The sequence below is a fragment of the Porticoccus sp. W117 genome (assembly GCF_030341905.1).
In the GTDB taxonomy this organism is placed as follows: domain Bacteria; phylum Pseudomonadota; class Gammaproteobacteria; order Pseudomonadales; family Porticoccaceae; genus SCSIO-12696.
Genome location: NZ_JATAAF010000006.1, coordinates 71,472 through 96,412 on the forward strand (window position 1 = coordinate 71,472; position 24,941 = coordinate 96,412).

Consider the following 24,941-nt stretch of genomic DNA (forward strand, 5'->3'; position numbering starts at 1 on the left):
AGCGAATATTACTCACTTGGGGTAAGGTCAAGCTAATGACCTCACCCCGCAATTTAGAACCACACCACAACTAAAAACGCCCCGCTAAAAAGCGGGGCGTTTTTGTGTTTGATGCACTTAGTTAATCTTATACAGCAAGCCTTTTTGCTTGGGTTCCGGCACCTGTGCATCCGCGGCCGGTGGCGTGGTTTTGTACTGATCGCGGATGGCGGCGATCCAACCCTTAACGCGGCTGGTCAGGCTGCCGTCGTCATTCTGGGCCCGGCCGCGCAGCAGCAAGATACCCAGGTCGGCGCCTTTGTAGACGTATTCACCGGCACCCAGTACCCGCAGGTAGAAGCCTTGTTTGTAACTGGACACGTTACTCCAGTCCCAGGAGCGGCGCAGGAATGTGATGTCGCCTTCGTCGTAACGCCAGATACCACTGGAAGGCGCCTGGGTAATGATTTCCACGTTGTCGTCGGTGTTCTTGATCACCAAAGTACTCCAGCAACCGTAGTCCATCCAGCGGGATTGAATGGCGCTCAGGTCCAGTTCCCAATCCACATCCAGATATTCCAGCAGGTGGAAGAACAGCATGGGCACGCCGCCGTACTTCTGGGTCACCAGGTTGGTCATGGGGGACGCACCGGAGATACGTGGGTTAATTTCACCCAGGTAGGCTTCGCCGGTGGCAGTGTCGATCAGGAAGTCCATGCAGAAGGTACCGCGATAGCCTTCTTTGTAGAGGCGGTCACCGAGGCGCTGCACCATGCCGATGATTTCGTCGCGGCGCTCTTGCTCGAAGAAGTTGGGGTCGTTTTCGTTGCCACTCCAACCGCCTTTGTAAGGGGTCAGTTTGCTGTGACCAACCACTTCCATCATGATCGGGCCAACCAGGGTGCCGTTGCGGGTAGCAACACCTTCCACGGTACCGGAGATGTTGTCGATGCGCTTCATCACCTTGAGCTGTTCGCCGATGATGTCTTCGCTGTGCTTGTCCCAGTCTTCTTCACTCTTGATAAAGAAGGTGGTGCGGCCAGAGTCACCGTAGGGGGTTTGCACTACCAGGTCAGTGCCGATGCCCGCCCCTTCCGACAAAGCGTTAAGCTCTTCGTAAGTGTCGGCGGTACCCATGGTGTTGGGCACGCTGGGCACATTGGCTTCGTCACCCAGGCGGGTGGTAACAATCTTGGAGTCGATGTGAGTGCGCAAGCTGGCTGGCGGCAGGGCGATTTTCATACCCAGCGCTTTGGCCAGTTTTTCGGTTTCTTCGTCGAACATCACCGTCAGCATCAAGCCGTTACCGGTGCGATCCACAAAACCCTCTACCTCTTTGTTTTCCAACAGGTAGTTCACCACGTCTTCCATACAGGTGAATTCCGGGTTGTCGTTGCTGTTGGGAGAGAACACCCGGTAGTGGTGGCCATCAAAACAGTCGAAGTAACTGATATAACGCAGCGACGGCACTTGCTGGCCCAGACCAAGAATATTGAAAGGCGTACCAGAGACGAAGTAGATCGGCTCTTCCAGGTCCAGAAAATACTGATAGATATCAGAAAGGGAACGTAATTTTTTCACTTTACCACTCCTGCTGTTTTCATTTTGTAGTTGTTTCATGGCTCTTGTTATACGCCATCTGGATCGGGTCCAAACGTTTGTTCGGTCGCCCTGATTCATTTTGCTTGCCTCAAAATTCTATCTTGGTACTGCGTCATTGCGAGCGGAGCGAAGCAATCCAGAGTCTTTAATTTTCTTACTTTGTAGTTAAAGCCACTGGATCGCCGCGTTTCGCTCGCGATGACATTCCATTACGAATAAAAGTCCTGTCACGAATGACTATCTATCACTTCCTGAGAGAACACCTTCAAACCCAACTCCGGGCGGTAACCGTGAATTTCGGTCACATCCAGCGCCAGCAGGAAGTCGATAATCTCTGCGCTCACCACCTGACCCGGCACCAGAATCGGGAACCCCGGCGGGTATGGAGTAACAAAGCTGGCAGACACCAGCTCTCGGCCTGTGGCCATTTCCCGTTGAATCTCGCCGTTATCGTAACGGAAGTATTCGCAATTATCCTCGTCGTAACTGAGGAAGTATGGCACACGAATCAGGCCGTCGGGAGTGCCATCAAGCACACCATCCGCATCCTTGGTGCGGAACGCGCTGTGGAAGTAGCTGAAATCCGGCAGCGGTGGCGGGTTGCTGGTCAGCGCCGCTACTTTCTTCTCGTGCACTCGCTGTTCGGCACCGGAAAACTCTTCCTGATTCTGCTCAATCTCTTTGGCGATCTTCACCAACACTTCGATCAAGTGCGTTACAGAGCTGCGCTCGGTACCAATGTTGGTCATAAACAGCACGGTGTTGCGCGACGTCTTGTTGATCTGGATATTGTATTTATCCATCAAGTATTTGTTTTTAAAGGTATCGCCATCGACGCCGGTTTTGCCAATCATCAGGGTAACGCGAGTGGGATCAATAACGAATTCGTCATTCTCCCAGGCATCCTCCATGCGGCTCCAGCCGGTTTCCTTCTCGTAGTAGGTTTCCACACCGGATACCCGATACTCCTCAGGCACCATGTCCCGGTTCACCAGAACCTTGAAGTTGCGCGCCAGCAGCGGGTTGCTGTACACCTGTTCGCGCAGGGTCATGGCGGTTTCTACCTGCTGGTGAACCAACTCATAACCTTCCAGCTCCACCTGGCGGCGGCCGGCATCCAGCGACGCCAGAATCTGGTAGTTGGGCGAGGTGGAGGTGTGGGTCATATAGGCTTCGTCAAACGACGACTTGGCCCGCAGGCGGAAGTCCTGATCGTAAATATGGATCATGGAACCCTGGCGCAGTGAAGTCAGGGTTTTGTGGGTGGACTGGGTGGAGTACACGCGAATGCGCACTTTATCCGGGTCTGGCAGCAACTGCCGATCCAGCCAAGCGCTGTCGTCGTTCGGGTCACAGGCGGCCAACTCTTCTTGTTGCGCTTCGTACTGCTGACGATAGTCGTCAGTGCGGTACTTGTTGCGCAGCTTATCCGCGGAATACATACCGGTGCGCGCCCGGTAGGAAGGGTTGAAGCGGGCAAAGCCGAACCAGGCCTCGTCCCACAGGAAGATCAAATCCGGCTTGATCGCCAGACACTCTTCCATCACCCGCTGCACGTTGTACACCACGCCATCAAAGGTACAGTTGGTGAGAATCAGCATCTTCACTTCATCAAGGCGGCCAGCACGCTTGTACTGCAGCAGGCGCTCTTTGATGGTACGCAGCGGCACCGCACCGTACATGGAATATTCGTTGAGCGGGTAGGAATCCAGGTAGGAAACCTGGGTACCCATCATCACCATAGCGTAGTGGTGGGATTTGTGACAATCCCGATCCACCAGCACCACATCACCGGGGCGCACCAGGCCCTGCACCACAATCTTGTTGGCGGTGGAGGTACCGTTGGTAACAAAATAGGTTTCCCTGGCGCCGTAGGCGCGGGCCGCCATTTGCTGGGCTTCTTTCATCGGCCCTTTGGGCTGTAGCAAGGAGTCCAGGCCGCCACTGGTGGCGGAAGTTTCCGCCAGGAAAATATTGGCGCCGTAGAAGCTGGAGAAATCGTCCATCCAGTGAGACTTGCGCATGGACTGGCCACGGGAAATGGGCAGCGCGTGGAATACCCCGGTGGGCTTGCGGGCGTATTTCATCAGGGCGGAGAAAAACGGCGTCTCGTAGCGTTGGAACACAGCCCGCAGCAGACTGGAGTGCTGCTCCACTTGCCCTGGCTCGCGGAAAAAGGTGCGGCGAAACAGACTGGATTTACCCGCCACTTCTTCCGAGGCACTGCCAGACACCATATAGAGGTCAATCTCCGGGCGCAGACGGTTGATGTTCTCCGCCAGCTTGGTACCCAGTTCTGTGTCGGACATGCGGCGCAGCTCCGCCTCGTCCACATCCAGCAGGTAGTGCTGGAAAATGTCGTAGTTGTGGGTGGAACGCAGGGAGTAACCGTAGCGAATAATGCAGGTCTGGATATTGGGGTTGATCATCACCGCGATCAGCGCGTCCTCGAAACTGCGCACGGTCACTACATCGTAGATAAAATCGTCGCTGTCATTGCGCAGAGCCAGATGTTCAGCGCGCACCTGTTCTTCATGCTCCGAAGACACAAAATCATCCACCACCAGCACTTCAAAATAGCCCTTGTGGCTGTGGGGGCGGCCCTGCCAGTCTTCGCGGGGATTGTTTTTGTCCGGCTGCCCTTCCAGGTCAATTTCACGGGTGCGGTAGGCATCTGAGGTCAGCGCCGCATCAATGCGCTTAACCACCTGGTTGAGCTTGCGGAAATCCTTGGCGTTATAAAGGGTCTGCAGGTAGTTGAAATCCTTTTTGGAGGGAAACGCGGTGTAATCCTCAATGCGCTCCAGCAGGCGCATCAGGGCAATTACCCCGCGGCGGGCGACGCGCTTTTCGGTATCGTTGGCGCGCTCGTCCAGCAAACGCCTCAGCTGCTCTTTCAAACGGCTCCAGGAGTCGCTGCGCAGCTGGGAAAACTTATGGTAGAAACCCAGGGTGGTATAGGTTCTTAAACTCTTTGTTACGGGCATAACAATATCCAAACCCGCTGACTAAGCAGCGGACAATTTAAAAAATAGGCACTTATGTGTTTTTGGCGCCATGTGACACCACGACACTCCCGCAGAGAAGTGCAGATTGCGCGGGCAGAACAAAACCCACAGAGCATTATTGGCAAACCTTTTCGGTTTTATTGGCTGGCAAATCAAGCCCCCTCGGTGATTGCCATATAGCATTCGCCACAACGGCGCTGCTTTCTTTTAATTTTAGCTTTGAATTCTAGTTGTCACCGGCCAGACCCGGCGCGGTCACTGAGCATACTGAATATACCGTGGCCGCACAATCCTAAAAGCAGCGACCCCATAGCTGCTCGCTATGGTAAACAGGGCCATTCAACCCTTTAGGGGTATCTGTATAATGGCCGCTTTTGCAAACATCCACACTACAGAGGTAACAACGTGCCCACACACCGCCCCCTGGAAGGCATTCGCGTTATTGAATTGGGCCAATTACTGGCCGGCCCGTTTACTGGCCTGATGCTGGCCTACTTTGGCGCTGAGGTGATCAAAGTGGAGCCCCCCAAAGGCGGCGACCCCATTCGCGGCTGGCGCGAGGTAGATACCGATGCAGACGGCGTGACCACGTCTTACTGGTGGCGCAGCCTGGGGCGCAACAAAAAGTGCATTACTCTTGACCTCAAGTCGGACAAAGGTCGTGAGTTAACTCATCGGCTGATTGACGGCGCCGATGTGGTGATTGAGAACTTTCGCCCCGGCACCATGGAGAAATGGGGTCTGGGGCCAGAAGTATTCAAGCAATCCAACCCCGGCCTGGTGTACACCCGCATCTCCGGCTACGGCCAGACCGGCCCTTACTCTCACAAGCCGGGCTTTGCCTCCGCTTGCGAGGCCATCAGCGGTTTTCGTTACGTCAACGGCCACCCCGGCGAAGCGCCAGTGCGCCCCAATCTGTCGATTGGTGACACCATTTCCGGCATGCACGCCGCCATGGGCGTTTTGCTGGCCATTATCGAACGGCAACGCAATGACGGCAGCGGCCAGGTGGTGGATGTGGCGCTGTACGAATCCATGTTTAACCTGCTGGAAGCGGTGGTGCCTGAATACTCCGGTGCCGGTGTGGTGCGCGAGCCCTCCGGCTCTACCCTCACCGGCATTGTGCCCACCAACACCTACCGTTGCAGCGATGGCAAATACGTGGTGATCGGCGGCAATGGCGATTCCATATTCCAGCGTTTGATGACCACCGCCGGCTATCCGCAGATGGCCAGCGACCCGCGCCTGGCGGACAACGCCGGACGGGTGCAGCACGAACAAGAGATTGATGAAGCACTGGCTGCCTGGTGCAGCAAACACAGCAGCCAACAGATTCTCGACCTGCTGGAAGAAGCGCGAGTGCCCTGCGGCCCCATCTACAACGTGGAAGACATGTTTAACGACCCCCATTTTCGGGATCGTGGCCTGTTCGAGCGGGTAGAGATCAACGGCAAGCCACTGGATATTCCCGCCGTATTGCCGCGTCTGGCGAAAACCCCCGGCGCCACCCAGTGGGCCGGATCGGAGATTGGCAGCCATAACCGTGAAGTGTTTGGCGACCTGCTGGGGCTTTCCGATAGTGAAATTAACGAACTTAGCGATAAGCAGGTGATTTAACTCTTTACCTTGGAGATGGGGAGTGTAGGTCGGGCTTTAGCCCGACAACAGCGGCCATCAAAATACCAAGGGTGTCGGCCTAAAGGCCGACCTACAAGGCTCAAACCCCTTAGCTATAATGTCGCAGCGAAGGGTGACAGACACAAATACATAACACTTGATCAGGAAACAGGTATGAAAAAAACATTAACAACCCTCCCCTTGGCACTGACTGCCCTGGCACTGGCCATCGGCCTGTCAGCTTGCAGCGATCAGCAGGCCACCGTAGAGCCAGAAGCAACTCCAGAAGCAACAACAGCAGGCAATCCCTTCTTTAGCGATTGGGGAACGCCTTTCGAATCACCGGATTTTAGCCGCATCAAACACGAGCATTACCTGCCTGCGTTTGAAAAGGCCATGGCCGATCACACCGCTGAAGTGCAAGCCATTATCGACAACCCGGATGCGCCAACTTTCGACAACACCATTGTGGCGCTGGAACGTTCGGGCCAATTACTCACCAAAGTCGGCCGCGTGTTTTACGCCCTGTCTTCGGCGCACACCAACCCGGATATTCAAGCGTTGTCGAAAGAATTGGCACCGATAACCAGCAGCCACTCCGACAACATCAACCTGAACGCCGACCTGTTCGCCCGCGTGAAGGCGGTGTACGAGCAGAAAGACGCGCTGGAGCTCACCACCGAACAACGCCGCCTGCTGGACAAACGTTACAAAGGCTTTTTACGCAGTGGCGCCAATCTGGTGGGTGAGCAAAAAGAACAGATGCGCACCATCAACAAAGAGCTGTCTGTGTTGACGCTGCAATTCCGCGAAAACCTGCTGGCTGAAAGTAACGCCTTCCAACTGGTGATCGACAACAGCGACGACCTGGCCGGCCTGCCCGACAGCGTTGTTCAAGCCGCTGCACAAACCGCCACTGCCCGAGGCATGGAAGGCAAATGGGTGTTCACCCTGGACAAGCCCAGCATGATTCCCTTCCTGAGCTACGCGGAAAACCGCGAGCTGCGGGAAAAACTCTACACCGGCTACATCACCCGTGGCGACCAGGGCAATGCCAACGACAGCAACGAGATTGTCGCCCGCATTGCCAACCTGCGTTTGCAAAAAGCCAACCTGCTGGGCTACGCCAACCACGCCGACTTTGTGCTGGAAGAAAACATGGCCAAAAATGCCGGAGGCGTTTATGACCTGTTGAACCAGTTGTGGAAACCCGCACTGGCCACGGCCGAGCGCGAACGCGCAGAAATGCAAGCGGTGATCGACGCCGAAGATGGCCACTTTAAACTGGCGTCCTGGGACTGGTGGTACTACGCGGAGAAACTGCGCAAACAAAAATACAATCTGGACGCTGCAGAAATAAAACCCTACCTGCAACTGGAAAACGTAGTGGATGGTGCATTCTATGTCGCCAAGCAATTATGGGGCGTAGAGGTGAAACCCATCGACGGTATTTCCAAATACCAGGAAGACGTGCGCACCTACGAAGTTAAAGACAAAGACGGCAACCACCTGGGGATTTTCTACAGCGACTTCTTCCCTCGCGCCAGCAAGCGCGGCGGCGCCTGGATGACCAGCTTCCGCATCCAGTCGAATCTGGACAACAACTTTGTCACGCCGCTGATTATGAACGTGGGCAACTACACCCCACCCATTGGTGACGACCCGGCGCTGCTGTCTTTTAACGACGTGACCACCATCTTCCACGAATTCGGCCACGCCCTGCACGGCTTGCTGTCGAAAGCCCACTATCCCAGCCTGGCAGGCACCTCCACACCGCGGGACTACGTGGAATTCCCCGCCCAACTGTACGAACACTGGGCCGCTCACCCGGAAGTCATGAAGCAATACGCGCGTCACTACAAGACCGGGGAAGCGATTCCCGACGAGCTGATTGCCAAAATGAAAAAAGCCAGCACCTTCAACCAGGGCTTTAAAACCACCGAATACCTGGCGGCATCGCTGTTGGATATGGCATGGCACAGCATTGACAGCGAAGTGACAGACACCCGCGCGTTTGAAACAGAGGTATTGGAAAACTACGGTTTAATTCCCGAAATTGTTTCCCGCTACCGCAGCACCTACTTCGCCCACATATTTGCCGGTGGCTATTCCGCAGGCTACTACTCCTACATCTGGTCAGAAGTGCTGGACAGCGACGGTTTTGAAGCCTTTAAAGAAACCGCTGTTTTCGATAAGGAAACTGCCCAGCGTTTGTTGGAGCACGTGTACTCCACCGGTGGCACCGAAGACCCCGGCGAACTCTATCGCCGTTTCCGGGGCCGTGACCCGGAAATTGGCCCGCTGCTGAAAAGCCGTGGGTTTAGTGAGGAATAAAGCCTTCCAAGCACGCCATCCCCGCCCAGGCGGGGATGGCCATTCCATATTATTTACTTGTAGAAGCCACAACAGGGCTGCCCATTTCACTCATCGGCATACACAGCGCCGAATCCACCTCAGTTTTAACCACCGTGGTTTTTCCAGCCTCTACCTCAAACTTCAGCTGACTCTTTGCAGAGTCGTTCGCGATCAACTGGTAATGCCCTGGCGCCAGTTGTAACTCCATGCGCTTTCCGTGGGCAAGTTTGCCCAGACTCTTGCCATTCAAATACAGGCGATAATCCATATAACTCAACATCGCTTGCTGGCTGGGGCGATAGATGACTACATTGGGCTCTTCCGCCATGATCGCACTCTGGGTATTTTCAGCCTGCACGCCTGAAGATACAGAAGCGGCGAACAGCATAGCGGCAATGGCACCAGTCAGAAATTGAGTTTTCATTGTGTTTCTCCTTTTGTGGTTGGACTAACATTTCGTCAACAACCAAAAGGCGCCAGAAACCATCGCGCAGCGCGCCAGAAAAAATCTGGCGACTATAAAGAGTGAACAAAATAGAGAGGGTTCAAAATGCGCGCTTTACTGATGATCTACAGTATTTGCTGTTACCTGGCCGGTGTTGCTGCACTGGTATTTCTGATTTTATTTATGGCGGATTGGTGGGTGCCTGTCACCGTTAATAGCGGTTCCGCCTACGCGCCGCAGCTGTCGCCATTGCTGGCAATGGGCTGGAACACATTGCTGGTGTTGCTGTGGGGGCTTCAGCACAGTGTGATGGCCGACCCAGCCTTTAAAAAGTTCTGGGTTCGGATTGTTCCGCCTGCGGTAGAGCGCAGCACCTATGTGCTGACAGTGGCGATTGTGACCTTCGCTATTATTTTGCTGTGGTGCCCAATACCGCACATGCTGTGGCAAACCAGTGGCTCTGTGCTCGGCTATACGTTATCAGGTGTTTATGTATTTGGCTGGGTGGTGGTACTGGTATCGACATTTTTGATTAACCACTGGCATCTTTTCGGCTTGCAGCAGGCCTACCAGCAAGTGCGCAACCTGCCCTCAAAAGAGAGTTCTTTTGTCACCCCTCTGCTGTACAAATTGGTTCGCCACCCGATGATGACCGGTGTGCTGATTTCCCTGTGGGCAGTTGCCGATATGAGCTGGGGAAGGTTGTTGTTTGCGGTATTGATGACGGTGTATGTGTATCTGGGCACGCGCCATGAAGAAAAGACTCTGACTGCTGAGTTGGGAGAAAAGTATCAGGAGTATTGCAAGACTACGCCGATGTTGGTGCCTGGTGTGCCTAAGATACGTAGGGTGAATTAGGCGCGAAGCGACGTATCCACGAGCATTCCCGCATAACCGGTGGATTACGCTGCGCTAATCCACCCTACAAACACCCACGATGTTGTATTTAGAAATTCCACTTTTGCGGCGACGCCGGGGAGTAACAACAAAAAGTACCCGTGGTGACGCTGTTTTTCAGGTGTTCCCCCAATTCCGAATGGGAGTCACTGATTTTTGCGATGCTGGATTTAATACGCGCTGATACCGCTTTGCGGTTGCGTTCGGTGGGGTCGTTGAGGGCACGTTTGCGCCCTGCCAGGCCAACTCCTTCGCGCAATTGCTGCAACAGGGCGTCCCGTTCTTCCAGCAACCGTTGTTGCTGTTGCACTGTATTTTCAGGGCCATCATCAGCCAACTCACTGTCAATTTCCGCCAAGCGATTTTTGTAGGCCAGCAGCGCTTGCTGATCCAGAGTATCGATACTCTGTTCCTGCGGTGCTGCCTCGCCCTCTCCCGCCAGCACATTGACGTGCAACTCTTTGCCCGGCGCGCTGAGCAACTGATGCAAATCGTTCAGGCCGCGGGCATTTTTTATATGAATGGTTTTGCCCGCAAACGTCAGTGCCCACACATCGCCGTTGCGAATAAATTGCTGAGTATTTTCAATATTCGATGCAGTCACTTGCGGCGCATCGGAGGGCACCAGAAATTCCAGTACTGGCTGCAGTACTTCCTGAAGTTCACCCATCCAGGGGGCGTGGGTGACGCCGCTCAGCAATTGCAAATGCGCATCCAACAAGCCGCTGGCCAACTCCCGGCCCGCTTCAAAGGGAATGGCGTGGTCTTTTTGGCGATGTACTACCAAGGCGGGCGCGGTGACTTTCGACAGCCACTCTCTGGCGTCCATATCAAACGACAATTGCAGTAACTGTGCCGCCATCTCGGCGCTGGCGGATTTGCGTTGCAAGCCGCTGTGACGTTCCACTTCCTGCTTGGACATATTGGGGTCAAAAATATCTGACAAGGTGCGTGAGCCCAGCCCCCAACTGGCCCTTACCAGATCACACATCACCTGCTGTATCTCGGGTTTTGTCAGGTTTTCGCCATTGGCGTAAGAGCCGATAAACACCAGCTTTGCTACCCGTTCAGGGTTTTCTGCGCTGTAAACAATGGCCGGTGGCCCGGCGCAGGAATTGGCCAGCAAGGTGCACTGTTCTATGTTCAGATGCTCGATCAGGCTGGCCAGGGTATCCGCTTCACTGCGCAAATCGAACTGCCGACGCTCGCGATCACTGAGGCCTGTGCCGGGGCGGTCAAAACGCACTACAGTGAAATGCTGTGCCAGGGTGTTAAAGAATTCCTGAAAGGCATCACTTTGCCAATCCAGTTCCAGATGGCTCACCCACCAGGCGGGGCACACCAACCACGGCTTGCCGCTGCTTTCCTCGCCCTGCACTGCATAGGCCACGTTGTGGCCTCCACTATCAGTAAAAAAACGAATTTTTGGCGTCATAAAATTATTGGTTTTGATGGGCACTTATTTCCACTTCCAATTTACGGCTGACTGCTTTCGGTGAGCCGGTGTTGCGCGCGAATAATCGGTAGGCCAGCGGCACCACAAACAGTGTAAAGAAAGTCGCTACCGCCACGCCGGAAATCACCACCACTCCCAACACATAGCGGGTTTCCGCACCGGCGCCGCTGGCCATCACCAGTGGAATGGCACCGACAACCGTGGTGATGGCAGTCATCACAATGGGGCGCAGGCGCACCTGGCAGGCTTCGATCAGAGCCTCCTCAAATTCCATGCCCTGATCCCGCAACTGATTGACAAATTCCACCAGCAAAATACCGTTTTTGGCCGCCAACCCCACCAGCATCAATATGCCTATCTGGCTGTAGAGATTGAGGGTCTGGCCGGTAAAGTACAATCCCGCCAGTGCCCCCAACACCGCCAGGGGAACCGCCAACATAATCACAAAGGGGTGAATAAAACTTTCGAACTGGGCCGCCAGCACCAGAAACACCACCATCAACGACAGCACGAACACAAAGCCGCCGGCCTCTCCGGCGCGGCGAAATTCCATGGAATCGCCTTTGTAATCCACATTCACGCCAGCGGGCAAATGATCCCGCGCCAGGCCGTCCATAAAGTCCAGCGCCGCCCCCAGACTGTAGCCGTCTGCCAGGTTCGCTTCCAGAGTAATAGCGCGCAGGCGGTTGTAGCGGTTGAGGGATTCGGCGCCAGCCATTTCGCTGATGGTTACCAGGTTGGCCAGGGGAATCAGTTGTTGGCTGCGTTCGGAGCGCACAAAGATATTGGTCATATCCAGGGCGGTGCGCTGATGGGATTTCTCCCCTTCCAGAATCACATTGTATTGCTCGCCTTCATACAGAAAGGTGGTGACTTTGCGCGAGCCCAAAAACGTTTCCAGGGTGCGGCTGATGTTGGCCACCGATACCCCCAGGTCACCGGCGCGGTCGCGGTCGATGGATACCCGCAACTGTGGCCGGGTTTCCTGATAATCGTGGCTGACTGACGACAATTTGGGGTTCTCGGCGATCTTATCCAGCAGAGTGTCCCGCCACTGAGCCAAGTCCTGGTAGTTGCCGCCACCAATCACAAAACTCAGCGGTTTGCGGGAGCCAGTGCGCAACCCCTGGGGCAAAATCACCGGTGCCCGTACCCCGGAAATATCGGCGATGCGTTTGCGCACTTCGGTTCGCAATTCGGTGACACTGGGGCGCCCGGACGACCAATCGCCAGGTACCAGTACAATAAAGCCGCTGTTGAACGTATCCCCCTGGCCAAAATGCCGGGGAGCCGAAATCAGCAGGCGCTCGATAACACCGCTCTCCACCATGGGCATCAGGCGCTCCTGAATCTGTTCCATGTACTTGCGGTTGTATTCGTAGGAGGTACCCTCCGGCCCCTGAGCAAAGATCATCAGCACACCGCGATCTTCACGAGGCACAAATTCCATGGGCACTTTCACATAGAACAGCGCAATCAGCCCCGCCAGAAACAGGTAGATCACCAGCATTCGCCGCGGCCGGGCAATCACTGCAGCCAACGCCTTTCGATAGACTCCCGTCATTTTGGAAAAGCGCTGCTTGCCGTTCTGATCAGCGGTGGTTTGTGAATTTTCTTTTTTCAGTAATTTGCTGCATAACACCGGGCACAAAGTCAGCGCCACCAAGCTCGACAGCACCACCGCCGCCGTCAGGGTAACCGCAAACTCGCCAAACAAACGCCCGGTACTGCCCTGGGACAGGGTAATGGGAATAAATACCGCCACCAGTACCAACGTGGTGGCGATCACCGCAAAGCCAACCTGGCGGGTACCGCGATAGGCGGCCAGCAACGGCGGCTCCCCTTGGCGAATGCGGCGGTGAATGTTTTCCAACACCACAATGCCATCGTCCACCACCAGGCCAATCGCCAATACCAGAGCCAGCAGGGTCAACAGGTTGAGGGTATAACCGAAGGCGTACAGCACAATAAAGGTGGCGATAATCGATACTGGCACGGTAACGGTGGGCACCAGAGTGGCACGGCGGTCACCCAGAAATACCCAGATAACCACCACAACCATCAGCGCGGCGATCAACAGAGTCCGATACACCTCATTGATGGCGCTATCCACAAAGGTGGAGCGGTCGTAACCAACCGCCAGCTCCATATGCTCTGGCAGGGATTGCCGCAGTTCATCAAGGCGGGCGTAAACGCCGTTGGAAACATCCAGGGAGTTGGCGGTACTCTGGGGCACCACTCCCATAGAGACATTGGGCCTGCCATTGACCCGACTGAAACGGCGACTCTCTACCGGTGCCACCTCCACCCTGGCCACATCCCCCAGACGCACCAGATAACCTTGATCACCCTGGCTAATCACCAACTCGGCAAAGTCTGTGGCGGTTTTGTAACTGCGCTCAATGCGCACAGTAAAATCCCGCTGGGCGGATTCGATATTACCGGCGGGCAGTTCGATATTTTCCGCCCGCAAGGCGGTTTCAATATCCCTGACCGTGAGGTTACGAGCCGCCAGCTTTTCCCTGTCCAGCCAGATGCGCATGGAGTATTCCAGTTCACCGATCAGGCGCACCCTGGCCACACCCTCCACCACAGACAGGCGGTCCACCAAATAGCGGCGAGCGTAATCCGTCAGTTCCAGAATGGACATTTCCGTACTGGTGAGGCCGATGTACATCATAGTGCTGGAGGTGGCGGCGGCTTTGCTCACTTCCGGCGGCGAACTTTCTTCCGGCAGGTTGCCGGTGACACGGGACACCTGGTCGCGCACATCGTTGGCGGCTTCGTCGATGGGCCGGCCAGCCTGGAACTCAATGTTTATGTCGGAGCGGCCGTCGCGGCTGGTGGAGGTAATCGTGCGAATGCCTTCGATACCAGCAATGCGATCTTCAATAACCTTGGTGACGCGGGTTTCCACCACCGCCGCCGAGGCACCGGTGTAATCCGTGCGTACCGACACCACCGGGCGATCCACATTGGGATATTGGCGCAAAGACAATCGGTCGAAGGAAACCAGACCAAACACCACCAGCAAGATGCTGATGACCATGGCAAACACTGGCCGGGAAACTGAGGTATCAGAAAGCCACACTACCCTACTCCCCGGTTCCAGGTGATTCAGCGTTCGCCGCCTGTTTAATGGTCACCGCGCTGCCCGTGCGCACCCGGTTAACCCCTTCCAATACCACTTGTTCGCCCGCTTCCAGGCCAGCCAACACTTGCACCAGCCCGTATTCGCGGCCTCCGATTTTGACATCACGGCGATTGGCCACCCATTTGCCACCGTCGTTTTCCGACACCACCAACACAAAGTGGCGATCTTGTAGTGACACAACAGTCACTTCCGGCAACACGATGGACAGCTGTTGCTCTTTGACCAGCTCTACCTCCATCAACATGCCCGGCTTCAGCAGGCCATCGGGGTTGGGTAATTGAGCGCGCACCTGTATGGAGCGACTCACCGGGTCGATACGGGAATCAATGGTGGTTACCTGGCCGCTGAAGCGCCGGCCTTCAAACACCCTGGCGGTGACGGCGATATCCATGCCTTCCTGCAGTACTGACAAGTAAATGGCGGGTACAGAAAAATCCAGCTTCATGGTGGTGACGTCATCCAGGGTAACAATCAGGGTGCCCGGCGACACCAGCGCACCGGGACTCACCCGGCGCAGCCCCAACACACCGCTGAACGGTGCCTTTAAAGTGCGATCCTGAATACTGGCCTGCACCTCGCGAATGCGCTGCCTGGCCGCTTCCAGCTGGGTACGGCGGGCATCCAGCACGTTCTGGGAAATGGAATTGCTCTGACGCAGTTTTTCCAAATGCTTGGTTTCCCGCTGCTGATCCGCCAGCTCAATATTGGCAAGGGACAATTGAGCCTGTTCTTCGCCCTGCTCAAGCATCACCAGAATATCGCCGCGCTCAACCCGCTGGCCATCTTCAAAATGAATGCTGGCGACTTTTTCGGAAACATTAGCGGTAATGGCTACCGATTCCCGAGAGGACAGAGTTCCCAGCGCCTGAGTTTTTAAACTGAACGGCCGCTGCTCAGCGGCTACCACAGTCACCGGAACCGCCCGCGAAGGTTTGCTGGCTTTGGCTTTAGCGCCGCCCTGTTGCCATGGCTGCCAAACCAGCACCGCAGCCACAAGAGCCAGGGCAACTAACGTCATTATTGTTTTTTTCATGGCACGGCCTGAGAGTTATTTCCCCAAGATTAGCAGAGATGGGGGGAATTAGCCGTTGTTGGAGGGAGATTAGGTTTTTGTGGTGGGGGAGCTGCTGGGGTAATGCTATCAAACTGCCGCACGTTGTTAGGCATTAGTCTTGGCTGCCACTAATGACAATGGAAGATACTCCGCTAAATGCTTGATCTTTATATCCTCTATCGAGTACAGCTTTATGTGCCTACGGCCCTTACCCTTACCTTCGAGATAGCCAAGAGTATCCGTAATTTTCGCTCCTTGACTAAATTCTACAGACACATGTTTTTTGTACGCGAAAACACCGCAAAATTGCTCCCCTGACGAGAAAATTATGCCACCATATTTAACTTCCTCTGAGACAGGCGAAATACTATCTTTCACTAATTCGCGAAACAGCGTGACCAAAGAATGCTGCTCTTCGCCAAGAAGACGAATATCATCTAACAGTGCCTGGATAGTTTTTGTAGTCATTTATTGTATGTCCAACGACTATTTAATGGGCTACCGAAACAACGTGCAGGCAGTCCGATTTTGAATCGCTTTGTTATACATTACTGCTTATCTAATCTTATTTTGAAGATTCTTGTACCGTAATCTTTATTGAAATCTTCACAATAAATTACAAAGAATGCGTGTATGTATTTTTTACTACGAACACTTGCGAAATAATCTGAACTATCATAGATAGTTTGAACTTCAATTCCAGTTTCATCCAGGCCAATAGGTACGAAGTTAACCTTATTTATTTTACAAAATTTGTTCGAACCAATATTTAGGTAATGCCAATCAGACTCACTCTTGTGAAGAGATCGAATAGTTATTTCGAAATTAGCCATTTCTTCTGCAGTCAGCATGTGGCCTTTATCTATCGATAGAGCATGGATTTGAAAAGGCAATAAAACTAACAAGAATGATAAAAAGTACTTTCTCATAACCCGTGTATAACACCCCATCCTTGGAAGGGCGATCAACATATGCTTGTTAAGAGGCATTACTGGCTACCTTTAGATTTAATTCTTATCTGCATATTTTGATATTTATCCAGGGAGGGAGCTATGAAGTCTATACCAGACGACAAATACCCATCCTTTTCAACCCAAACAGTAGGCCATTCATGTACTGCGCCATCGAGCCCACCACCTGTTCCACCCCATAGTCTCACCTTTTCAGCAGATATATAAAATTCACCAGACTTATTGGTAAGAGTATATCCAACTTCCTTAGAATGACTTCCCCAGAAACTGACAGCACTGTACTTCAAATATACTGTTACCCCTTCAATAGGGTTATTGGTCGCTGACTCTACAACCACTCCAGAAATATCATAGCCACCTGCACTCTTTGTGATAACACAGCCAACCAAAAAAAGAGATAGAACGATGGCTAAATATTTCATGTTGTCTCTTAATGCCGTGCACATGGGCGCCGCGGAGCGGCGTCCATGTGCTTTGCCTGGTTATGTGCTTTATTTAGCCTGAGCATTAAAATCCCACTTTGTTAGCTTTGGGCCGCGAACAAAGTCATCAACTACTACAAAATGAATTTTTTCGCCAGCGCCTTCATACATGAATGAATAACTGCACTTCTCATTGCTTGTCATTTTAGAAACCAAATATTCTAATGGCATCTTTTTCTGCTGCAGGTATTTTTCTACTTTTTTCTTCGCATAATCATGATCTAGACTACATGCCCCTGCAGATAAATCATAGATTGAATTCACAATCAGAAGCACCAGCAGTGGCGCCAGAATAAAGCCCACCCATTTAAGCACCGTAAGAATCAAGTTAAATTTCTGCATCTAGTCGCCCAGCGCACCGGCGAAGAACGCAGTGCTGAGCCCACCCCACATGCGTGCGTTGGTGCCGCTGCTTGTTAGCTTGGCACGTGAAATAAAACACTCTACTACACACCATAAATAAACAAACTAAATACAAACATATAACTTATAAGCGCTGAAATAATGCTTGCCAATATCAATTTGGATGGACTAGACCGATCTTTGTACTTCTTGGAAATTTTGGCTAAAGCATATTCGGTAACAGGTAGCATTATTATCATGGCCACCCAGAAAACAATGAAAACACCAACAAAGTTCGAGAAAAATGCCGGCCATGACATATAGGCTGTCAGCAGCCTAAGAAATATTGCGACCAATAGAACAGACAATATTGAGCTGACAATTCTATATGCTATCCATTTCATGTCACCTAAGCTCCGATTCAAGCTAACGCTGTGCACATGGGCGCCGCTTGCGGCGTCCAAGCGGCGTAGCCGCGGTGTACTGCACCTGGTTATGGGTTGTTTGAATTCGCTGCATACAAATATACCTGAGCTGATATAAGTGGAAGAAAAGCGAATAAAATAAATAAATATTCGCTATCAATATTTATGTGATTATTTTTTGAAAAGGTAGTATACGCCAACATTGAAACTATGCCGGATACGAAGAACACCCATGAGCCAGCCTTAGTTTTCATGTACACGATCTTTAACGAGCTGGCGATACGCACAGAAATATACACTCCAAGTATAATTGAGATAAAGCCTATATAGGCTGGATAGTCACTTGTGAATAAAGCAGCGCACCATACAGGCAACAAAGCCACTGAAGTTCCCTGGATATATCTTAAATCCAGTTCTTTCCTTCTATTCAAAACGCCACTCCATTAACCCATAACATTTGTATATCACGCATGCGCGCTTTGCTTAATAAGATTGTCCCTTATCTATTCATAACCTGCTCAACCAGAAAGATTTTTTTCAGGACGCCAAATTCCCTTTGGGTATATATGAGGGGTCTCGAAAACAATCATAGCGAGGGTCTCGATATTCTCCAAACAAAGATGCTAACACTTTGTTATCTATAGAATTTAAAAACCCTATAGTGGATACATGAGAATTTTCTAGCGTGCATGCGAGAATGAGCATGCGAATTTCCAGAAAAGCTTACTCTGAAAAGCGTTTACTGCCCTACTTAAAAAACAGACTCTTTATCTCTTCCTCTCAGGCCATATTCATCGCTGGCCATCTGCTCTTTGCGATTTTCCGCATAAATTTCATCGGCGCGGCGTTTGTTGACTGCCCTGTTTAAGGCCTTTACTCGCTGGTGAGCTTCCAGCCAGAGTTGGTGATGGTTTTCCAAGGTTTGTTGGGAGTTGGTTACCGCCTGTTCCTGCTGGCCTATAGCGTCGTTGAGTTTGTTGAGAAAGCTGTGAAAGTCCGCCAGTTGACGAGCATTGATACCCTGGCCGCCCAGTTGCTGGAATTGCTGTTTGTATTCGTCCCGATATTGGCGCAGTTGCACCAGCTGTTGTTGTTGCGCGTCTGCGTGGTGGCGGCTTTGGGTCAGTTGCTGGCCACTTTGCTGTTCGCGGTTTTCCGCCACTTGGGAGATTTTTTGCAGGCGTTGGGATTTTTTCATAACTAAAGCTCAATCTTGCCAGAGTGTAGCCCGGGTAAAGCGCAGCGGAACCCGGGGCCAGAAATTGTACCGAGCACCTTCCCGGGTTCCGCTGCGCTTTACCCGGGCTACTGTTGTTGCGGTTCCTGCACCACCTGCTGCCACTGGCTCGACAGCTGCTGTAATTGCTGCTGACTATTGGCCATATTCACGGGGTCGTTAACTTCCTGTGTGAGGAAGGTTTCCAGCATGGGCTGACAGCGAATGGCTTGGTCGATGCGTGGGTCGGAACCAGGCTGGTAGGCGCCCACACTGATCAGGTCACGATTCTGTTCATAGGTGGAGTAAATGGATTTAAAGCGCCGCGCCAGTTGCAGGTTATTGGCATCGACGATGCTGGGCATAATGCGGCTGATGGAGGCTTCCACATCAATGGCCGGGTAGCGGCCGCTTTCGGCGATCTGGCGGCTGAGCACAATGTGGCCATCGAGAATGGCGCGGGCGGCATCTGCCACCGGGTCGTTGTGATCGTCACCATCCACCAACACGGTATACACCGCAGTCATGGTGCCACCACTGGCGGTGTTACCGGCGCGCTCCACTAGCTGCGGCAGTTTGGCGAATACCGAGGGCGGGTAACCTTTGGTTACCGGCGGCTCGCCGATGGCGAGAGCGATCTCTCTCTGAGCCTGGGCAAAGCGAGTCAAAGAATCCATTAACAGCAATACGTTTAAACCCTGGGCACGAAAATATTCGGCGATTGCAGTGGCACGCCAGGCGCCGTGCATACGCATCAGCGGGGAGTCGTCCGCCGGGGCGGCCACCACCACCGCTCGCTGCATGCCCTGGGGGCCAAGAATTTCCGCGACAAATTCCTGCACCTCACGGCCCCGTTCACCGATCAATCCCACCACCACCACATCGGCGTTGGTGTAGCGGGTCATCATGCCCAGCAAAGTAGATTTGCCCACACCACTGCCAGCAAACAGGCCGATACGCTGACCGCGCCCCAAGGTGAGAAGCGAGTTAATAGCGCGCACACCGGTATCCAGCGGTTCGCGAATGGGTTTGCGTTGCAGGGGGTTGGTGCTCTGGCCCAACAGGGGTACGTGGATTTCGCCATCGATTGGGCCGTTGCCATCGATGGGGTGGCCGGCGCCATTCACCACCCGGCCCAGCAGGGCGTCGCCCACAAACACTTCACTGGCTTGCCCCAGGGGAATAACCCGGGCGCCGGGGCGAATACCGCGAATATCGCCGATGGGCATTAAATAGAGGCGGTCACCAGCAAAACCCACCACTTCGGCAAAAATGTCGGCGCCCTGCTCCACCGCCACCCGGCAACAACTGCCGATAGGCGCCTGGCAACCGGCGGCCTCCAGAGTCAGGCCCACCATGCGGATAACCTCACCTTCCACCAGCGGCTGCGGGGTGCGAATTTGCTGGCGCAGTTCTGCGAGGGAGCTGCTCCAGCGACTGCTGCGGGCGGTATCGCTCACGCCTCACCATCCGGGTGGAGTGTGCGATCCACATCATCCACGTCCACTTTCAACATATCGGCAATTAACTGGTTAAGGCGGGTGCGCAGGCTAGCGTCCACAAAGGTGTTGTCGGCTTTAACGATTACGTCGCCACCTTTTAGAGAAGGGTCAGAAACCAAGTGCCAACTTTGCTCCGCATCCGGGGATTTCAGGCTATCACCCACCAGAGCCGCATCTTCCGGTGACAAGTGCACATCCACTCGCCGGGCGCTACTTTGCAGAATATTTACTGCCCCTTGCACTGCCTCATTGAGCACACTGGGGTCGGTGGCGATTTCCCGTTGCACCAACTGACTGGCCATGGCCCCTGCCAACAACACCAGCTCTTTTTCCACCTGCTGATCCAGCTGCTGCAATGGTTGACTGAGGCCAACCATCAGTTGTTTGAGGCGAGCGCATTGAGCTTCCAATTCTTCACGACCGGAATTCATGCCTTCCCAGCGACCCATTTGGTAACCCTTGGCGTGGGCCTGCTGCTGGATCGCTTCCAGCTCTTCGGCGTTAACCGGCAACTCGTCGTTGGCGGAATCGTTGCCGTCTACGGAAGGGGCTACCCAGCGTTGGAAGTCGCCGGTTTTGTCGGAAAGGATTTTTGACATTTTGTCTCGTTGCTTGCGTTTGTTGTCGTTCTTGGTACGGGCGATAAACTCCGAGCTTTGTAGCTACAGGTCGCACGTCTAACGTCGCAAGTCGCACGCTGCAGCCTTCGGCTGCGGGGTGGCACTGAACAGGTTTTGTTGGGCGAAGCCCAACAGCGTCAGACGTGCGACGTCCGGCGTGCGACCCACTCTAACGAAGTGCAAACTGCCCACAGGCACCTACGGTGATAAAACTCAACCCGGCACCTCATCCACCCAGCTTTTCACCACCTGGGCCACCCGTTTGGGGTCTTCACGGGCGATGGATTTGGCCATATCCAGTTGTTGTTCGTAGCTGATGGCGGGGCCGCCGGGCAGTTGCAGTACACCGGTATTGCCAGTGAGAGTCACCTGGTCTTCCGCCAATTGGCCATCTTGTAATTCGCCGTTGGCAGCGGTCAGTTGCTGGGCTTTGCTGCCACCGCCATCAGAGCCCTGGGCCAGGCTGCGCAGCACCGGCTTGAGCACGCCGAATATCAGAATCACCACCCCCAGAATGCCCAATAATTGCTTGCCCCAGCTGGCGTACATTGGGTTTTGCAGAATGTCTTCCATCAGGCCCGGCTCCGGCAGCGGTTCCAGGGCTTCTTCCTGGCGGAAGGCGCTGTTGACGATATTGACGCTGTCGCCACGGGCCTCGTTAAAGCCCACCGCCTCGCGCACCAACGCTTCGATACGGCCCATTTCCTCTTCCGGTAAGGGCACTCGATTTACTGTGCCGTCTTCGGCCACTTCATCCCGGTAATCGACCACTACAGCCACCGACAGACGATTGATTTCGCCGGGGGATTTGCGCTCGTGGCTGATGGTGCGATCCACCTCGAAGTTTCGGGTGGCACGACGGGTACTGCTGGATGGCTGGGCGGCGGCCGGTGTTTCAGCCGCAAGCAACTCTTCGCCTTCTTCCGGCGGGGTATTAGATTCAGCACCGGGTACACCACCCTCACCACTGTTGCCGACCCGGTTTTCTTCCAGGGTTTGCTCACTGCGCACCGCCCGGTTACCGGGGGCCGGAGCGTACACTTCGCTGGTTTCTTCCCGGTCGGTAAAGTCCATATCTACGCTCACCTGGGCGCTGACTTTTTCCGGCCCCAGCATGGGCGTCAACAATTCCACAATGCGCCGGGAGTAAGTGGCCTCCACATCGCGCACAAAGCGAAATTGCTCGGAGCTGGCGGCCAGCTGGGAATTGCCATTGCTGCTGGTGAGCAAGCGCCCCTGCTGATCCACCACCGACACATTATCTGATTCCATACCGGGAATACTGGAAGACACCAGGTGAACAATGCCTGCTACCTGAGCGTCGTTGAGTTTGCGGCCGGGGTACAGGTTCACCAATACCGACGCGCTGGCTTGGTTACCACGGCGAGTAAATACCGTGCGCTTGGGTACTGCCAAGTGGACGCGAGCGGTCTGTACACTGGCCAAGGTGGTGATGGATTGACTCAGCTCTCCTTCCAAAGCGCGGTTGTAGCGAGCCTTTTCCATAAAGCTGCTGGTGCCGAAAGGTTGCTCCTGATCGAGCAATTCAAAACCGCCCCCCGCCTCACCACGGGGCACCCCCTGGCTGGCCAGCTGCAGGCGCATACGGTGTACATCAGCAGCCGGAATGGCAACGGTATTGCCGCTGAGCCGGTAAGTGACACCGCTCTGCTCCAATACCTGCACCACCTCCGCGGCGTCGGAGGATGACAGGCTGCCAAACAGGGGCACGTAGTCCGGGCTCTGCGCCCAGTTCACCACCCAAACCCCCAGCGCCACACTGGCGGCCAGGCCCACCATCAACCCCAATTGCCTTAGCAGGGGCAAGCGGCTGAAACCACCGAATTGTTGGGCTGCTTTTTCTGTATCTACGATTGCCATTGTTTTTATTACGTAGTTGTTGTTATTTCGAGCGAAGCGAAAATATCTTCGCACCTGGGCGCTGTTCGTGAGACGGGAAATGGGAGATGAGAGACGTAAATGCGGTACCCCGTCTCTCGTCTCCCGTCTTTCATCTCACGTATCAGACCTGCATATTCATCACTTCCTGGTACGCAGAAAGCAGTTTGTTGCGCACCTGAGTCATGGCCTGAAACGACAGGCTGGCTTTTTGCAGGGCCACCATCACTTCCGGCAATTCCAGGTCGGGATCACCGGCGTCGAAGGCTTTTTTCATGGCGCCACCTTCCATCTGGGCGTCGCTGACCGACTGAATGCTGTCCGCCAGCATCTTGCCAAAATCCGGTTTTTCGCCACCTTCTACGGGAGGCTGGCCAGCGACCGGGTTCTGTTCCACAGCACCGCTTTGGGCAGCGTTAGCCAGCACTCGCATTTGCGCCAGCATTTGGTTCATATCCACGTTATTGTTCACAGTCATGCCCTCTTATGCTGCCATTCCTGGAATGGCTATCCCCTGTTCTCGCAACTTAGCCAGTTTGTAACGCAGTGTACGCGGGCTGATTCCCAGCCGGGCGGCGGCATCCTTGCGGCAACCGTTTTCCGCCTGCAGCGCTTCCAGAATCAATGTCTGTTCGCGATTTTTCATTTCGTTACCCAACTCGCCACCCAAATCAGTGTTGGCCGGTTGTGGTGTTATTGGCGCAGGGGCCACTGGTGTGGGTACCGGCTCTGCGCCTTCAAAATGCAGGTCGGCCGGGGTAATCACGTTGCCCACTGCCAGTATCAATGCCCGCTGGATGACGTTCTCCAATTCCCTGACATTGCCGGGCCACGGGTACTGGCTCAGTGCCTGCTCAGTATCATCAGCAAATTGCATGCCTGAACCGGCAGGGGCATAGCGTTCCACAAAACTTTTTGCGATGGGCACGATATCGAAGGGGCGATCCCGCAGCGGGGGCAGCTGCAGGGGGAATACATTGAGTCGGTAGAACAGGTCTTCACGGAAGCGCCCAGCACTGACTTCTTCCCGCAAATTGCGGTTGGTGGTGGCCAGCACCCGCACATCCAGAGTCACTTGCTTGTCGCTGCCCAAACGCTCCACTTCACGCTCTTGCAACACCCGCAGCAGTTTGGCCTGCAGCGCCAAATCCATTTCGGAAATTTCATCCAGCAGCAGAGTGCCCCCCTGAGCTTGTTCGAATTTGCCGGGGCGGGACTGGTAGGCACCGGTAAAGGCGCCCTTCTCGTAACCGAAGAGCACGGACTCCAACATGCTTTCCGGGATGGCGGCGCAGTTGATGGCGACAAAGGGCTTTTCGGCCCGTGGGGAGCGGTTGTGAATCAGGCGGGCAAACACTTCTTTACCGCTGCCGGATTCACCGCTGATCATAACGGTGGCATCGGAACCGGCTACCCGGCCAGCCAGCTCGATCAGCTGTTGAGTGCGTGGGTCTTCCGCCACCACATCGCCAGCGGGGGCGCTGCTGTCAACGATAAAACGGCTGACCATTTCCACCAGCACTTCCGCTTCAAAGGGTTTGACCAGGTAGTCGGCAGCGCCGTCGCGCATGGCTTCCACCGCCCGTTCGATGCTGCCGTAGGCGGTCATCAGAACCACTGGCAATTCTGGCCAGCGGCTTTTCACCTGGCGCAACAAGGTGTGGCCATCCATCGCCGCCATCTGTACGTCGCTGACCACCAAACCGACCCGTTCGCTGCGCAACACGTTCAGAGCGCATTTGCCGTTATCGCAGGCGAGCACGCTGAAACCAGCAAATTCCAGAGTATCGCAGAGGGCTTCGCGCAGCGTGGCATCGTCTTCTACGACCAACACTTGAGCACGGTCTTTCGAGGTCAGTTTTTTTGCAGTTGGCATCATGGTGACTTCCCCTTTCTCATCATTATTCTTTGTATGTT

Annotated in this window: 20 protein-coding genes; 3 read left to right on the forward strand and 17 right to left on the reverse strand. The window is 54.2% G+C overall.

Going from position 1 to position 24,941, the window contains the following annotated elements:
• Positions 1 to 117 precede the first annotated feature (117 nt).
• A complete protein-coding gene (locus tag QSV34_RS06420) occupies positions 118 to 1,560 on the reverse strand; it encodes a hypothetical protein (RefSeq protein WP_289152999.1) in 1,443 nt (480 codons plus the stop codon).
• 248 nt (positions 1,561 to 1,808) lie between these two features.
• A complete protein-coding gene (locus QSV34_RS06425) occupies positions 1,809 to 4,568 on the reverse strand; it encodes an aminotransferase class I/II-fold pyridoxal phosphate-dependent enzyme (protein WP_289153001.1) in 2,760 nt (919 codons plus the stop codon).
• A gap of 426 nt (positions 4,569 to 4,994) precedes the next feature.
• Between QSV34_RS06425 and QSV34_RS06430 the strand changes: the two genes are divergently transcribed.
• Positions 4,995 to 6,206: a CaiB/BaiF CoA transferase family protein gene (locus tag QSV34_RS06430; RefSeq protein WP_289153003.1), complete on the forward strand. Its 1,212-nt coding sequence runs from the start codon at positions 4,995 to 4,997 to the stop codon at positions 6,204 to 6,206.
• Positions 6,207 to 6,380: 174 nt separating this feature from the next.
• Entirely contained in the window at positions 6,381 to 8,540 is a 2,160-nt protein-coding gene (locus QSV34_RS06435) for a M3 family metallopeptidase (protein ID WP_289153005.1), read from the forward strand.
• A gap of 49 nt (positions 8,541 to 8,589) precedes the next feature.
• Here the strand turns inward: QSV34_RS06435 and QSV34_RS06440 are convergent, their stop codons facing one another.
• Complete coding sequence (locus QSV34_RS06440; protein WP_289153007.1) at positions 8,590 to 8,985, reverse strand: DUF2846 domain-containing protein; 396 nt, start codon at positions 8,983 to 8,985, stop codon at positions 8,590 to 8,592.
• A gap of 126 nt (positions 8,986 to 9,111) precedes the next feature.
• Between QSV34_RS06440 and QSV34_RS06445 the strand changes: the two genes are divergently transcribed.
• Positions 9,112 to 9,864 (forward strand): methyltransferase family protein, encoded by a 753-nt coding sequence (locus QSV34_RS06445; protein WP_289153009.1) that lies wholly within the window; start codon positions 9,112 to 9,114, stop codon positions 9,862 to 9,864.
• A gap of 88 nt (positions 9,865 to 9,952) precedes the next feature.
• Here the strand turns inward: QSV34_RS06445 and QSV34_RS06450 are convergent, their stop codons facing one another.
• The 14 genes from QSV34_RS06450 to QSV34_RS06515 form a co-directional block, all read right to left on the reverse strand.
• Positions 9,953 to 11,362, reverse strand: a complete 1,410-nt coding sequence (locus tag QSV34_RS06450) for an alpha/beta fold hydrolase (RefSeq protein ID WP_289153011.1) — start codon at positions 11,360 to 11,362, stop codon at positions 9,953 to 9,955.
• Positions 11,343 to 14,450, reverse strand: coding sequence for an efflux RND transporter permease subunit (locus QSV34_RS06455; protein ID WP_289153013.1), 3,108 nt, complete (start codon positions 14,448 to 14,450; stop codon positions 11,343 to 11,345). The genes QSV34_RS06450 and QSV34_RS06455 overlap by 20 nt, the downstream gene beginning before the upstream one ends.
• A 4-nt stretch (positions 14,451 to 14,454) precedes the next feature.
• Positions 14,455 to 15,546, reverse strand: coding sequence for an efflux RND transporter periplasmic adaptor subunit (locus QSV34_RS06460; RefSeq protein ID WP_289153014.1), 1,092 nt, complete (start codon positions 15,544 to 15,546; stop codon positions 14,455 to 14,457).
• Positions 15,547 to 15,672: 126 nt separating this feature from the next.
• Positions 15,673 to 16,035, reverse strand: coding sequence for a DUF1801 domain-containing protein (locus tag QSV34_RS06465; RefSeq protein ID WP_289153015.1), 363 nt, complete (start codon positions 16,033 to 16,035; stop codon positions 15,673 to 15,675).
• 80 nt (positions 16,036 to 16,115) lie between these two features.
• Complete coding sequence (locus tag QSV34_RS06470) at positions 16,116 to 16,556, reverse strand: hypothetical protein (RefSeq protein ID WP_289153017.1); 441 nt, start codon at positions 16,554 to 16,556, stop codon at positions 16,116 to 16,118.
• The gene (locus QSV34_RS06475) at positions 16,556 to 16,960 is read right to left on the reverse strand and encodes a peptidase associated/transthyretin-like domain-containing protein (protein WP_289153019.1); all 405 of its coding nucleotides are present in this window, start codon (positions 16,958 to 16,960) and stop codon (positions 16,556 to 16,558) included. The genes QSV34_RS06470 and QSV34_RS06475 overlap by 1 nt, the downstream gene beginning before the upstream one ends.
• A 69-nt stretch (positions 16,961 to 17,029) precedes the next feature.
• Entirely contained in the window at positions 17,030 to 17,362 is a 333-nt protein-coding gene (locus QSV34_RS06480; RefSeq protein WP_289153021.1) for a hypothetical protein, read from the reverse strand.
• A 493-nt stretch (positions 17,363 to 17,855) separates the two neighbouring features.
• The gene (locus QSV34_RS06485; protein WP_289153023.1) at positions 17,856 to 18,218 is read right to left on the reverse strand and encodes a hypothetical protein; all 363 of its coding nucleotides are present in this window, start codon (positions 18,216 to 18,218) and stop codon (positions 17,856 to 17,858) included.
• Between the two features lie 320 nt (positions 18,219 to 18,538).
• Positions 18,539 to 18,985, reverse strand: coding sequence for a flagellar export protein FliJ (fliJ, locus tag QSV34_RS06490; RefSeq protein WP_289153025.1), 447 nt, complete (start codon positions 18,983 to 18,985; stop codon positions 18,539 to 18,541).
• A gap of 107 nt (positions 18,986 to 19,092) precedes the next feature.
• Positions 19,093 to 20,415 (reverse strand): flagellar protein export ATPase FliI, encoded by a 1,323-nt coding sequence (fliI, locus tag QSV34_RS06495; RefSeq protein ID WP_289153150.1) that lies wholly within the window; start codon positions 20,413 to 20,415, stop codon positions 19,093 to 19,095.
• Between the two features lie 44 nt (positions 20,416 to 20,459).
• Entirely contained in the window at positions 20,460 to 21,104 is a 645-nt protein-coding gene (locus tag QSV34_RS06500; protein WP_289153027.1) for a FliH/SctL family protein, read from the reverse strand.
• Between the two features lie 234 nt (positions 21,105 to 21,338).
• Complete coding sequence (gene fliF, locus QSV34_RS06505; protein WP_289153029.1) at positions 21,339 to 23,006, reverse strand: flagellar basal-body MS-ring/collar protein FliF; 1,668 nt, start codon at positions 23,004 to 23,006, stop codon at positions 21,339 to 21,341.
• A 142-nt stretch (positions 23,007 to 23,148) separates the two neighbouring features.
• Positions 23,149 to 23,502: a flagellar hook-basal body complex protein FliE gene (fliE, locus tag QSV34_RS06510; RefSeq protein ID WP_289153030.1), complete on the reverse strand. Its 354-nt coding sequence runs from the start codon at positions 23,500 to 23,502 to the stop codon at positions 23,149 to 23,151.
• Positions 23,503 to 23,508: 6 nt separating this feature from the next.
• On the reverse strand, positions 23,509 to 24,903 hold the full coding sequence (locus tag QSV34_RS06515) for a sigma-54-dependent transcriptional regulator (RefSeq protein ID WP_289153031.1): 1,395 nt from the start codon (positions 24,901 to 24,903) through the stop codon (positions 23,509 to 23,511).
• Positions 24,904 to 24,941: the final 38 nt, after the last annotated feature.

Bases quoted from the DNA above. Each gene is read 5' to 3' on its own strand.
- QSV34_RS06425 (WP_289153001.1), bottom strand. From the start codon at position 4,568: ATGCCCGTAACAAAGAGTTTAAGAACCTATACCACCCTGGGTTTCTAC.
- QSV34_RS06435 (WP_289153005.1), top strand. From the start codon at position 6,381: ATGAAAAAAACATTAACAACCCTCCCCTTGGCACTGACTGCCCTGGCA.
- QSV34_RS06440 (WP_289153007.1), bottom strand. From the start codon at position 8,985: ATGAAAACTCAATTTCTGACTGGTGCCATTGCCGCTATGCTGTTCGCC.
- QSV34_RS06445 (WP_289153009.1), top strand. From the start codon at position 9,112: ATGCGCGCTTTACTGATGATCTACAGTATTTGCTGTTACCTGGCCGGT.
- QSV34_RS06460 (WP_289153014.1), bottom strand. From the start codon at position 15,546: ATGAAAAAAACAATAATGACGTTAGTTGCCCTGGCTCTTGTGGCTGCG.
- QSV34_RS06465 (WP_289153015.1), bottom strand. From the start codon at position 16,035: ATGACTACAAAAACTATCCAGGCACTGTTAGATGATATTCGTCTTCTT.
- QSV34_RS06470 (WP_289153017.1), bottom strand. From the start codon at position 16,556: ATGCCTCTTAACAAGCATATGTTGATCGCCCTTCCAAGGATGGGGTGT.
- QSV34_RS06475 (WP_289153019.1), bottom strand. From the start codon at position 16,960: ATGAAATATTTAGCCATCGTTCTATCTCTTTTTTTGGTTGGCTGTGTT.
- QSV34_RS06480 (WP_289153021.1), bottom strand. From the start codon at position 17,362: ATGCAGAAATTTAACTTGATTCTTACGGTGCTTAAATGGGTGGGCTTT.
- fliJ (WP_289153025.1), bottom strand. From the start codon at position 18,985: ATGAAAAAATCCCAACGCCTGCAAAAAATCTCCCAAGTGGCGGAAAAC.
- QSV34_RS06500 (WP_289153027.1), bottom strand. From the start codon at position 21,104: ATGTCAAAAATCCTTTCCGACAAAACCGGCGACTTCCAACGCTGGGTA.
- fliF (WP_289153029.1), bottom strand. From the start codon at position 23,006: ATGGCAATCGTAGATACAGAAAAAGCAGCCCAACAATTCGGTGGTTTC.
- fliE (WP_289153030.1), bottom strand. From the start codon at position 23,502: ATGACTGTGAACAATAACGTGGATATGAACCAAATGCTGGCGCAAATG.
- QSV34_RS06515 (WP_289153031.1), bottom strand. From the start codon at position 24,903: ATGATGCCAACTGCAAAAAAACTGACCTCGAAAGACCGTGCTCAAGTG.